Here is a 12,175-nt window from a genome sequence, read left to right on the forward strand (position 1 = left end):
CCGCGGGCCGGGACCTGCCCGTCCGCAGCCGGGCACCCATCACCTGTCCCCCCGCATCCTACGGCGGAGATCGCCGCAGGCCGCTGTGGGAGGATCACTCCACTCACCAGTTCAACGTCGCACCCACGAGGAGCGTGCCCATGTCGTCCAATCCGGTCGCCGAGACCGTCGCCGCCCTGCTGCCCAGGGCGAGGGCGGAGCTCGCCGAGCTGGTGGCCTTCAAGTCGGTGGCGGACTTCGCCCAGTTCCCGAGGAGCGAGAGCGAGGGCGCCGCGAACTGGGTCGCCGACGCGCTGCGCGCCGAGGACTTCGTGGACGTCGCCGTGCTGGACACCCCGGACGGCACCCAGTCGGTGTACGGCTACCTGCCTGGGCCGGAGGGTGCCAAAACGGTCCTGCTGTACGCGCACTACGATGTGCAGCCGCCGCTGGACGAGGCCGCCTGGACCAGCCCGCCCTTCGAGCTGACCGAGCGGGACGGCCGCTGGTACGGACGCGGTGCCGCCGACTGCAAGGGCGGCGTGATCATGCACCTGCTCGCGCTGCGGGCGCTGAAGGCGAACGGTGGCGTCCCGGTCCACGTCAAGGTGATCGCCGAGGGCTCGGAGGAGATGGGCACCGGCGGTCTGGAGCGGTACGCCGAACAGCACCCCGGCCTGCTGACGGCGGACACGATCGTGATCGGCGACACGGGCAACTTCCGTGTCGGCCTGCCCACGGTGACCACGACCCTGCGCGGCATGGCCATGCTCCGGGTCCAGATCGACACCCTCCAGGGCAATCTGCACTCCGGGCAGTTCGGCGGTGCCGCCCCGGACGCGCTTGCCGCGCTGATCCGGGTACTGGACTCGCTGCGCGCCGAGGACGGTTCGACGACGGTCGACGGGCTCGCGCCGGAGTCGGGCTGGGAGGGGCTGGAGTACGCCGAGGAGCAGTTCCGCACGGACGCCAAGGTGCTGGACGGCGTCGGCCTGATCGGTGACGGCTCGGTCGCGGACCGCATCTGGGCGCGTCCGGCGGTCACGGTGCTCGGCATCGACTGCCCGCCGGTGGTCGGCGCCACCCCGTCGGTCCAGGCGAGCGCCCGTGCCCTGGTCAGCCTGCGGGTGCCGCCGGGCGTGGACGCGGCCGAGGCGAGCAAGCTGCTGCAGGCCCACCTGGAGGCGCACACGCCATGGGGTGCCCGGGTGCGGACCGAGGCCGTCGGCCAGGGCCAGGCGTTCCGCGCCGACACCACCAGCCCGGCGTACCAGGCGATGGCCGACGCGATGTCGGTCGCCTATCCGGGCGAGACGATGCAGTACGCCGGCCAGGGCGGCTCCATCCCGCTGTGCAACACCCTGGCGAGCCTGTACCCGGACGCCGAGATCCTGCTGATCGGGCTGAGCGAGCCGGAGGCGCAGATCCACGCGGTCGACGAGAGCGTGTCGCCCGAGGAGCTGGAGCGCCTGTCGGTGGCGGAGGCGCTGTTCCTGCGGAACTACGCGGCGGGCTGAACCGCTCTGCCCTCGGCAGAGGACCCTCGTCCGCGGACGGGGGTCCTCCTACGGTCGGGCCATGGACGTCATCGAGCTGTTCCCCCGGCTGCACCTGCTGCGCTTCCCCGTCGGCCAGGCCTACCTGTGGCACGACCCGGACACCGGCGTCTCGACCCTGATCGACGCCGGCCCGCTCGGCTCCGGCAGGCCCGTCGCCGACGCGCTCACCGCGCTGGGGCGGTCCCCTTCGTCGGTACGGCGGATCGTCCTCACCCATTTCCACGAGGATCACGTCGGCGGGGCTGCCGAGTTCGCCGCCCTCAGCGGCGCCGAGGTGCTGGCCCACCGTCTGGACGCGCCGGTGATACGGGGCGACCTCCCGGGGCCGCCCCCGGTGCTCGAGGAGTGGGAACTGCCGGTCCACGCCGCGGCCGCGAAGCGGCTGCCCGTCGGTGAGCCGGCCCGTCCGGACCTGGTGACGGAGTTGTCCGACGGTGACGTCCTGGACTTCGGCGGCGGCGCCCGCGTCGTGCACGTCCCGGGTCATACCCACGGCAGTATCGCCCTGCATCTCCCCTCGCAGGAGCTGCTGTTCACCGGGGACGCGGCGGCGGCCGCGCCGGACACCGGCTCGGTGATGCCCGGGGTGTTCAACCTCGACCGGAACCAAGCCCTCGCGTCCTTCCGGCGGCTGGCTGCTCTGCGGGCCGAGGCGGCCTGCTTCGGACACGGCGATCCGGTGACCGCGGGCGCCTGCGGGGCGCTGCGGAAATCCGCGGACACCTACGGGTCGCCGTGGTGACCATGGGGCTGGATGTTCTTCCCGATGACGTGGGTGGACGTGCCGCCGGCCTTGGTGTCACCGGAGTTGCAGGTGTCCGCCCTGCCCTGACTGGAGCAGGGGGCGAGACCGGCCGAGGTTCCCTTGTCGCCGCCACCACCGCCACCGCTGCTGCAGGCGGCGAGCGCCAGGATGAGCCCGGCGGCAAGTGCGAGTCCCCTTGTGGGGGCCGAAGAGTGCGCGCGCATGTCCCTCCTTCGACCGGTGGATGTCCGGCCTGTGCACGGCGGACGACGGCCGCGAGGAAGTTGAGCTGCGCACCGACGTTAGAACGCCCGTGTACCTCCTCCACGTACCTGTTCATACCGGGACGGCATCGACTCACCCTCGGTTGTCCCTCGGAACCTTCCGCCCCACGCAAAGTCCCCCACACAAGCCCGGGACGGGGCGGTGCGTGCGTCAACTCACGTGAGATCAGACCTGTTTGACAGATCATCAGAGACTGTCAACCGACCGGGACGCCGGCCTCCAGATAGAGCGCGGCACCGCGCTCGCGTGCCCGCAGCGCCCAGCGCAGCCGTTCGTAGCGCACCGGGGGCAGCATCTCCGCGGCCTCCTGTTCGGTGACGAAGCGCCAGCCGCGCAGTTCGGGCCCCGGCAGCACCAGCCGCCCGGCCTCGGCGGAGTCCAGCCGGCCGCCGTCGAAGAGCAGCCGCAGGCCTCCGTAGCGGGGCGGTACGGGCTGCTCCCAGTCGACGACCAGCAGTCTCGGCACCTTCTCCAGCCGTATCCCGGTCTCCTCCTCGACCTCACGCACGCCCGCCTGCGCGGGGGCCTCACCGGGCTCGACGACACCGCCGGGGAACTCCCAGCCGGCCTTGTAGGTGGGGTCGACCAGCAGGACACGGTCCCGCTCGTCGAAGAGGAGCACTCCGGCCGCGAGGGTCTCGGCGGTGGGTTCCGGGGTCTGCACGATCTCGCAGACGGTCGCGGCACCGGTGCCGACGGCCTCGGCGATGTACACGGCCGTCTCGTAGGGGGTGAGGGCGCTGGTGTCCACGAGATGGGCGTCGGCGCCGATCCAGGCGGCGAGGGCGGCGCGGTAGGGCTCGATCCGGTCGTAGGACCACTGCCGGACGCGTATCTCGCCGTCCGGCAGGTCGGGCGGGATCTCCCGGCCGGCTATCCGCTCGCGCAGGATCGTTTCGGCCGGGGTGAGACACAGGTGCCGGACGGCGATCCGGCGGGCCGCGAGACCGCCGAAGATCTCGTCGCGGTACTCCTGGCGCAACAACGTCATCGGAACCACCAGGGTCCCGCCCAGCTCGGCCAGCATCGCCGCCGCGGTGTCGATCACCAGCCGGCGCCAGATCGGCAGATCCTGGAAGTCGCCGGTCTCGGCGAGGTGCTTGGCCGGCAGCAGGTGTGTCAGCGCCCCGCCGATGACCTCGGGGTCGAAGAGCGTGCTGTTCGGGATCAGTTCGATCAGTTCACGTGCGGTGGTGCTCTTGCCCGCACCGAACGCGCCGTTGACCCAGACGATCACGGACTCCCCCTCTTCTGTTGGCCCCCTGAGGCTTGCCCGTTCCACACTGCCACGGAAACCAGTTCCCGTTGAGGGCGCGCAGAACGGAGTGCCGGTGCCCCTTGGGGGAACACCGGCACCGCCGATCGCTCCGGCCCCGCCGGACTACCGCCGGCCCAGGAAGTCCTGATCGGCCTTGAGGCTGTCCTCGCCCACGAGGTGGCCGACGTGCTCCAGGGTGTCCGAGACGAACAGGTCGTCGAGCGGACCGCCGGAGGCGGTTGCGGCGTGCGACGGGGTGATGGCGGCCACGACGAATCCGGTGGCCAGGCTGGCGATGGCGAGCATGCTGCGCTTCTTCATGCCCCTTTCAACTTCGCCGGCGGCCAGGGGTCACGGGTGGACCCACCGAGGGAGCAACGCGGCACGGGAGCTGAAGTGGCCCGCCTGACCGCAGTGGCGCGGCCGGCCGCCTCGGCCGCCCCAGCAGCAGATCCCGTTGGGCAGGACATCGGATGTCCGGCGCTGCGGCGCCCCGCAGACCCCACAGGCCGCCCTCAGGCACCTCACAGTCTCTCGCGACGTCACCATTCAACACAACCCAACGGACATCAAAGCCTCTCCGCCTCAACCAGCGGGACAACCGGGCCAGTAGAGCCGGCAAAGCAACCTTCGCCACTCCCCTTCCAACACAGCCGAACAGCTCCTACCATAAGCGCGCACCGATGACGCCCACCCACCGCTATCCCACCTTTCGCGAGTCGGAGGAACGTAACGATGCGTCACCCTCACACCCGCACAACCCGCCGAAGAGTGGTCGGAGCACTGACCGCGGCCCTTCTGTGTACGGCGGGACTCGCCGCGCCCGCGGCCGCCGGCGCCGGGGCGCCCGGCTCGGCCGCCCCGGCCGACGGTCTCGCCCTCACCCCGCCGATGGGCTTCAACAACTGGAACTCCACGCACTGCGGCGCGGACTTCGACGAGACCATGGTCGAGGGCATCGCGGACCTCTTCGTGTCGAAGGGCCTCAAGGACGCCGGCTACCGGTACGTCAACCTCGACGACTGCTGGGCCCTGCCGAGCCGCGACGCGGACGGCAAGCTGGTCCCGGACCCGGCCCGGTTCCCGCACGGCATCAAGGCGGTCGCCGACTACGTGCACGCCAAGGGTCTCAAGCTCGGCATCTACACCAGCGCGGGCACCAAGACCTGCAACGACGCGGGCTTCCCCGGCGCCCTCGGCCACGAGTACAGCGACGCCCGGCAGTTCGCCGACTGGGGTGTCGACTACCTCAAGTACGACAACTGCAACAATCAGGGCGTGGACGCCAGACAGCGCTACCTCACCATGCGGGACGCGCTGAGGGCCACCGGCCGGCCCATCGTCTACAGCATCTGCGAATGGGGCGAGAACAAGCCCTGGGAGTGGGCGTCGGACGTCGGTCAACTGTGGCGCACCACCGGGGACATCAGTGACAGCTGGGGCTCGATGGTCTCGATCCTGAAGCAGAACCTGCCCCTCGCGCCCTACGCGGGTCCCGGGCACTGGAACGACCCGGACATGCTGGAGGTCGGCAACGGCGGCATGACCGACACCGAGTACCGCACGCACTTCTCGATGTGGTCGATGATGGCGGCCCCGCTGCTCATCGGCACCGACCTGCGCAAGGCCACCCCGGCGACCTTCGACATCCTGGACAACAAGGAGGTCATCGCCGTCGACCAGGACCCGCTGGGCGAACAGGGCACGGTGCTCTCCTCTGCGGGCGGACGCTGGGTCGTCGCCAAGGAGATGAAGGACGGCAGCCGCGCGGTCGCCCTCTTCAACGAGTCCGGGTCTCCCCAGCGCATCGCGACCACCGCGGCGGCGGTCGGCCTCCCGAAGGCGCCCGCCTACACCCTGCGCGACCTGTGGCAGCACCGGAGCTACAACACCGCGGGCACCATCTCCGCGGTCGTCCCGGCGCACGGCACGGCCCTGGTCCGGGTCGCCGCCGACCGGCACTGGGCAGCCAACCCGCCGGCCGTCGAACTCGGCCTGAACGGCAGCCGGTTCATCGAGCCGGGCAGCACGGCAGCACTCACCGCCTCGGTCACCGACCTCGGCCGCACGACGGCACGCAAGGTCTCCGTGGCGCTCACCGGCCCCCGCGGCTGGACCCTCACGCCGACCTCGCGGACCCGGGCCACGGCACTGCCGACGGGCCGCGCCCTGCGCACCGGCTGGCGGGTGACCGCTCCCGCGGGGACGCCGAAGGGGTCGTACGACCTCGAACTCAGGGCCGCCTACCGGTCACCGGCCGGAGCACGCGCCGAGACCACGATGACGATCACCATGACCGTCGCGGACCCGCCGCCCGCCGGAAGCTCCTATCTCAGCGACCTTCCCTGGCTGTCGGCCGACAACGGCTGGGGACCCGTGGAGCGCGACACCAGCAACGGGGAGACCGCCGCGGGCGACGGGCATCCGATCACCATCGCCGGGGTGGTGTACGCCAAGGGGCTCGGCGCCCATGCCCCGAGCCAGGTCGACTACTACACCGGGAAGGCATGCGAGAGGGTCACCGCCGAGGTCGGCGTGGACGACGAGGAAGGCGCCGCCGGAAGCGTCTCCTTCGAGGTGTGGGCGGACGGCACGAAGGTCGCCTCCACCGGCGTGCTGACCACGGAGATGGCCGCTCAGCCGCTCACCGCCGACGTCAGCGGCGCCGAGGTGGTCAGCCTCGTCGTCACCGACGGCGGGAACGGCGTCACCTCCGACCACGGCGACTGGGCGGCCGCGCGGATCACCTGCTGACGGCCGTCCACGAGCGGCCCGGTCGGCCGGGCCTGAACCCCGGCCGACCGGGCCTGAACGTTACTGCCGGGCCCCGTGGCCGCCTCAGACCCCCGCGGCCGTCGCGTCCGTACCCAGTCGTGCCAGGGCGGCCGCCGCGGCGCCCACCAGACCCGCGTCCGTGCCCATCTGGGCCGGCACGACCGTCAGCCGCTGCACGAAGGAGAGGGTCGCGTAGTCGGTGAGGGCCTTGCGCAACGGCGTGAAGAGGATGTCCCCCGCCTTGCCCACCCCGCCACCGATCACCGCGATGTCGATCTCGACCAGGGTCGCGGTGGCCGCGATTCCGGCCGCCAGCGCCTGTGCGGCCCGCTCGAAGGACGCCACCGCGACCGGGTCACCGGTCCGGGCGGCGTCCGCGACCGCCGCGGCCGAGGTGTCGCCGTCGGGCCCCGGCTGCCAGCCGCCCTCCAGGGCGCGCCGGGCGATGTTGGGCCCGCTCGCGATGCGTTCCACGCAGCCGCGTGACCCGCAGGGGCAGGGGTCCCCGTCGAGGTCGACGCTGATGTGGCCGATGTGCCCCGCGTTGCCGGTCGGCCCGGGGTGCAGCTTGCCGCCGAGCACCAGGCCGCCGCCGACGCCCGTCGACACCACCATGCACAGCGCGTTGTCGTGACCGCGAGCCGCGCCCTGCCAGTGTTCGGCGGCCGTGATGGCGACGCCGTCGCCGATCAGTTCGACCGGCAGCCCGCCGGTGGCCGCCCGCACCCGCTCGACGAGCGGGAAGTCCCGCCAGCCCGGCACGTTGACCGGACTCACGGTGCCGGCGGAGGCGTCCACCGGGCCCGCGCTGCCGATGCCGAGCGAGCCGGCCCTTCCCCACAGGGGTGAACCGGCGAGTTCGCCGACCACCTCCTCGACGGCACCCATGACCGTCTCGCCGTCCTGCTGGGCGGGCGTCGCACGCTGGGAGCGCGCCTGGATCCGTCCGTGACCGTCCACCAGTGCGCCGGCGATCTTTGTGCCGCCGATGTCGAGGGCCGCCACGAGGTCGGTGTGCATCAGAGTCAGATCTCCCCGTCAACCATGAGTAGCCGAGTGAAAGGCAGCCGTCCAGCGGTGGGGTCGCGGGCCGGAGATTGCGGTGGACAGTCTCCCTCGCATCTGACAACGTTGTCCAGGCTCTATGCTCGACGCCACATCCTCATACGAACCCATGGACCTGTGCATCCCCCGTGGACAACAGGAATCCCACCGTGGACGACAGGACAGGACGCCGCATCGTGCCCGATACCTCCCGCCGCGCAGACCGTCTTCCCGGCTCCCGTTACGGGACCCGGCCGACGATGAAGGACGTGGCTGCGCGCGCCGGTGTCGGCCTGAAGACGGTGAGCCGGGTGGTCAACGGCGAGCCCGGGGTGACCCCGGACACCGAGCGCCGGGTCCAGGAGGCGATCGACGCGCTCGGCTTCCGCCGCAACGACAGCGCGCGGGTGCTGCGCAAGGGCCGCACCGCGAGCATCGGTCTCGTCCTGGAGGACCTGGCCGACCCGTTCTACGGCCCGCTCAGCCGTGCCGTGGAGGAGGTGGCCAGGGCCCACGGCGCGCTGCTGATCAACGGCTCCAGCGCCGAGGACGCGGACCGGGAACAGGAGTTGGCGCTCGCGCTGTGCGCGCGGCGGGTGGACGGGCTGGTGGTGATCCCGGCCGGCGACGACCACCGCTATCTGGAGCCGGAGATCAGGGCGGGCGTGGCCACGGTGTTCGTGGACCGCCCGGCCGGGAAGATCGACGCCGACGTGGTGCTGTCCGACAGCTACGGCGGCGCCCGGGACGGGGTCGCCCATCTGATCGCGCACGGCCACCGCCGGATCGGCTTCATCGGTGACATGCCCCGGATCCACACGGCGGCCGAGCGGCTGCGCGGCTACCGGGCGGCGATGGAGGACGCCGGGATATCCGTCGAGCCGGCCTGGACCTCGCTCGGCGTGACGGACCCGGAGCGGGTGCGCCGGGCGGCGGAGGACATGCTGACCGGGCCCGGCCGGGTCACCGCGGTCTTCGCGGGCAACAACCGGGTGACCGTCACGGTGATCCGGGTGCTGGCCGAACTGCCCCGCCCGGTCGCGCTCGTGGGCTTCGACGACATCGAGCTGGCCGATCTGCTGCACCCGGGCCTCACGGTCGTCGCCCAGGACGCGGCCCTGCTCGGCCGCACGGCCGCCGAGCGGCTCTTCCGCCAGCTGGACGGCACGCTGCTGGCGCCGGAGCGCATCGAGCTGCCGACCCGGCTGGTCACCCGCGGCTCGGGCGAGCTGCCGCCCTCGGAGTGAGCGGCGGATGACCGGCCGTACGCTCGCGGAACTGGGCCTCGACCAGGCACCGCGCGACCACCCGCTGACCTACCCCGGCACCTGGCCCGCCGACTCCGCGCTCCTCGACGGGGACCGGCTGCTGCCGCTGGAACGGCTGGTGCACGACGACGGCCGGGTGCCGGTCCTCGCGGTCGGCTCCAACGCCTCCCCCGCCCAACTCCAGCACAAGATGGCCGAGTCCGGGACGAGCGGACCGATCCCCATGGTGCGCACCCGGGTGAGCGGCCTGGACGTGGGTGTCTCCGCGCACGTCAGCCGCCTCGGCTATGTCTCGGCGTCCCCGCTGCGCTCCCCCACCTCGGTACGGGAGTTGTTCGTCGTCTGGCTGGACGGCCCGCAGCTGGAGGTGATCGACGCAAGCGAGGGCGTACCGCTGCCGGGCGGCAACTTCGGCCGGGCCTGGCTGCCCGCCCCCCACGTGCGAGTCACGCTCGCGGACGGCACCGCGCTGCCCGGCGTCCACGCCTACGTCAACCGCCACGGCGTCCTCCACGACGGCACCGGAGCGCCCCGCCGCCACCCCGGCGAGCGCGCCCTGCTGACCGATCTCCTCGGGGAGTCGGCCGAGTTGCGGAAGCTGTTCGGTGGCACGCCCGAGGAGTTCTGCGCGCGTGCGCGGGCCGACGGCGAGCTGTGCCGGCGGGGCACCCGGCTGTTCGCCGAGCGGAAGTGGGCGGTCCCGTCGGGCCTGGAGCGGTACCTGCGGGTAGAGCGAACGGGGAGCCTTGAGAGCGGCTCGTCGTCACCACCTCGGTGACCCGGCCGCCGCGCCTCAGTTGCCCGAGACCGTCAGATCGCCGCGCCGGGGTGCCGCGAAGCCTTCCAGGTCGGCCCGGGTCAGACCGGTCAGCCGGGCCACCTCGGCGATGTCGAGGGCGCCGCAGTCCAGTCCGCGCAGCAGGTAGCCGCCGAGGGCCTTGGCGGTGGCGGGCTCGTCCATGACGTCACCACCGGTGCGGTTGGCGTACCGGGCGAGCCGGGCGGCGGCCTGCTCGAACCCCTCGCGGTAGAAGGCGAACACGGCCGCGTACCGGGTCGGGATGTGACCGGGGTGCATGTCCCAGCCCTGGTAGTAGGCGCGGGCCAGGGCGCGCCGGGTGAGCCCGTAGTGCAGCCGCCAGGCGTCGTGCACCTTCGCGGTCGGGCCGACCGGCAGCACGTTGGTGGAACCGTCCGACACGCGTACGCCGGTGCCCGCGGCCGCCACCTGCATGACCGCCTTGGCGTGGTCGGCCGCCGGGTGGTCGCTCGCCTGGTAGGCGGCGGAGACGCCGAGGCAGGCGCTGTAGTCGAAGGTGCCGTAGTGCAGTCCGGTGGCGCGGCCCTCGGCGGCCTGGATCATCCGGGCGACGGTGGCGGTGCCGTCGGTGGCGAGGATGGACTGGCTGGTCTCGATCTGGATCTCGAAGCCGATCCGGCCCGTCTCCAGACCGTGCGCCTCCTCGAAGGCCTCCAGGAGCCGGACCATCGCGGTGACCTGCTCGGGATAGGTCACCTTGGGCAGGGTCAGCACCAGACCCGCGGGCAGTCCGCCGGCCGCCATCAGCCCGGTGAGGAAGATGTCGAGGGTGCGGATGCCCCGGTCGCGCACCGCGGCCTCCATGCACTTCGTCCGGATGCCCATGTACGGGGCCGCCGTCCCCTCGGCGTACGCCTCGGCGATCAGCCGCGCCGCCCGGGCCGCCGTCTCGTCCTCCTCGGCGTCGGGACGGGGTCCGTAGCCGTCCTCGAAGTCGACCCGCAGGTCTTCGATCGGCTCGCGCTCCAGTTTGGCGCGGACCCGGGAGTGGACGGGCTCGGCGAGTTCCTCGGACAGACCGAGGACTGCGGCGAAGGAGGCGGCGTCCGGGGCGTGTTCGTCCAGCGCGGCCAGCGCCCGGTCGCCCCAGGAGCGAACGGTGTCGGCGGCGAAGGCGTCACCGGGGACGTACACGGTGTGGACGGGCTGGCGGGTGCCGGGGTCGCCCGGGTAGCGGCGCTCCAGTTCGGCGTCGACCGGCGCGAGGGAGACGCTGATCTCCTCGCTGACGGCGCCCGCGAGACTCGTCGCCACCTTCTCCTGCTGACCCATCCCACACCCTCCTGTTTTCCACTGTACGGAATCAACAATCCGTTGAATGAAGTTATCCGGGCCCCTTCGGGATGGTCAACACCATGTCCACGGGGCGACACATCCCGCTCCGGGCATGTTCACGCGTGACTCGGACCTGGGTAGCACACTCTCTGCGCAGGACTCGCCTCACGCACGCCTCGTCCGGCCGCCGCCACCCAAGGAGCACCCGTGCCGAACCAGCGCCGAGTCACCCGCCGCCTGGGCCTGAAGGTCCTGCTGGCCGCGGCTGTCACCGTGCCCCTCGCCAGTGCCGCGATCTCCGCCTCGTCCGCCTCCTCCAGAGCGTCCGCCACCCCGCGGTCCGCGCGGACGGCCCCGTCGGCTCTGCCGCGGCGCGCGCCCCGGCTCGACGTCATGACCTTCAACCTGCGGTACGCGAGCACCGCGGAACCCCACAGCTGGGCCGACCGCCGGCCCGTGATGCGCGAACTGCTGCGGCGCGCCCGCCCTCACGTCATCGGCACACAGGAGGGCCTCTACCAGCAGCTGCGCGACATCGACACGGACCTCGGACCGCACTACGACTGGATCGGCACCGGTCGTGAGGGCGGCAGCCGGGACGAGTCCACGGCGATCTACTACGACATCCGGCGCCTGGCCCCCGTGGAGCACTACACCTTCTGGCTCTCCGACACCCCGGAGGTCATCCGCTCCAACACCTGGAACGCCGCTTTCCCCCGCATCGTCACCTGGGTCCGCTTCCGCGATCTCGCCGACGACGGGCGGGAGTTCTATGTCGCAAACACCCACTTCGACCAGAAGAGCCAGTACGCCCGGGCGCGCAGCGCGACCCTGCTCGCCCGGCGGATCGCTCAGTTCGACCCCGCGCTGCCGGTCGTGGTGACCGGCGACTTCAACGCCGCCGCGCACCAGAACCCGGCCTACGACACCCTGGTGGGCTCCGGGCTCGTGGACGCCTGGGACGCGGCGGAGCGGCGCGGCACCCTGTACGGCACCTTCCACGGGTACCGCAGGCTCGTGCGGGACGGCGACCGTATCGACTGGCTCCTGACCTCGCCCGGGGTGACCACGCACCGGGCGACGATCGACACCTTCTCGATGCACGGCCAGTTCCCCAGCGACCATCTGCCCGTGCAGGCCTCGCTGAGCCTGCGCTGACACCACGAG

General features: G+C 72.2%; 11 protein-coding genes. 6 read left to right on the forward strand and 5 right to left on the reverse strand.

Annotated elements, in window-relative coordinates; genetic code table 11:
• Positions 1-140 precede the first annotated feature (140 nt).
• Together ACZ4O3_RS12405 and ACZ4O3_RS12410 are read left to right on the forward strand one after the other, a co-directional pair.
• Entirely contained in the window at positions 141-1,496 is a 1,356-nt protein-coding gene (locus ACZ4O3_RS12405; protein ID WP_362718807.1) for a dipeptidase, read from the forward strand.
• A gap of 61 nt (positions 1,497-1,557) precedes the next feature.
• Entirely contained in the window at positions 1,558-2,280 is a 723-nt protein-coding gene (locus ACZ4O3_RS12410) for an MBL fold metallo-hydrolase (RefSeq protein ID WP_362718804.1), read from the forward strand.
• Here ACZ4O3_RS12410 and ACZ4O3_RS12415 read toward each other — a convergent pair.
• From ACZ4O3_RS12415 to ACZ4O3_RS12425, 3 genes are all read right to left on the reverse strand, one after another.
• Positions 2,262-2,507, reverse strand: coding sequence for a hypothetical protein (locus tag ACZ4O3_RS12415; RefSeq protein ID WP_467722107.1), 246 nt, complete (start codon positions 2,505-2,507; stop codon positions 2,262-2,264). The genes ACZ4O3_RS12410 and ACZ4O3_RS12415 overlap by 19 nt on opposite strands.
• Positions 2,508-2,764: 257 nt before the next feature.
• Positions 2,765-3,805, reverse strand: coding sequence for an NUDIX hydrolase (locus ACZ4O3_RS12420; RefSeq protein ID WP_362718798.1), 1,041 nt, complete (start codon positions 3,803-3,805; stop codon positions 2,765-2,767).
• Positions 3,806-3,949: 144 nt separating this feature from the next.
• The gene (locus ACZ4O3_RS12425; protein WP_467722108.1) at positions 3,950-4,147 is read right to left on the reverse strand and encodes a hypothetical protein; all 198 of its coding nucleotides are present in this window, start codon (positions 4,145-4,147) and stop codon (positions 3,950-3,952) included.
• A gap of 414 nt (positions 4,148-4,561) precedes the next feature.
• On the opposite strand from ACZ4O3_RS12425, the gene ACZ4O3_RS12430 reads away from it, so the two are divergent.
• A complete protein-coding gene (locus ACZ4O3_RS12430; RefSeq protein ID WP_362718792.1) occupies positions 4,562-6,580 on the forward strand; it encodes an NPCBM/NEW2 domain-containing protein in 2,019 nt (672 codons plus the stop codon).
• A gap of 84 nt (positions 6,581-6,664) precedes the next feature.
• On the opposite strand, the gene ACZ4O3_RS12435 is transcribed toward ACZ4O3_RS12430, so the two are convergent.
• Complete coding sequence (locus ACZ4O3_RS12435; RefSeq protein WP_384995168.1) at positions 6,665-7,621, reverse strand: ROK family protein; 957 nt, start codon at positions 7,619-7,621, stop codon at positions 6,665-6,667.
• 221 nt (positions 7,622-7,842) lie between these two features.
• On the opposite strand from ACZ4O3_RS12435, the gene ACZ4O3_RS12440 reads away from it, so the two are divergent.
• The gene (locus ACZ4O3_RS12440) at positions 7,843-8,892 is read left to right on the forward strand and encodes a LacI family DNA-binding transcriptional regulator (protein ID WP_362731000.1); all 1,050 of its coding nucleotides are present in this window, start codon (positions 7,843-7,845) and stop codon (positions 8,890-8,892) included.
• Between the two features lie 7 nt (positions 8,893-8,899).
• A complete protein-coding gene (locus tag ACZ4O3_RS12445) occupies positions 8,900-9,691 on the forward strand; it encodes a hypothetical protein (protein WP_467722109.1) in 792 nt (263 codons plus the stop codon).
• A 15-nt stretch (positions 9,692-9,706) separates the two neighbouring features.
• On the opposite strand, the gene ACZ4O3_RS12450 is transcribed toward ACZ4O3_RS12445, so the two are convergent.
• On the reverse strand, positions 9,707-11,005 hold the full coding sequence (locus ACZ4O3_RS12450; RefSeq protein WP_467722110.1) for a DUF6986 family protein: 1,299 nt from the start codon (positions 11,003-11,005) through the stop codon (positions 9,707-9,709).
• A 210-nt stretch (positions 11,006-11,215) separates the two neighbouring features.
• Here ACZ4O3_RS12450 and ACZ4O3_RS12455 point away from each other — a divergent pair, with 210 nt between their 5' ends.
• Positions 11,216-12,166, forward strand: a complete 951-nt coding sequence (locus tag ACZ4O3_RS12455; protein WP_467722111.1) for an endonuclease/exonuclease/phosphatase family protein — start codon at positions 11,216-11,218, stop codon at positions 12,164-12,166.
• The last annotated feature ends 9 nt before the right edge of the window (positions 12,167-12,175 follow it).

The organism is Streptomyces sp. NPDC026515 (assembly GCF_055567595.1).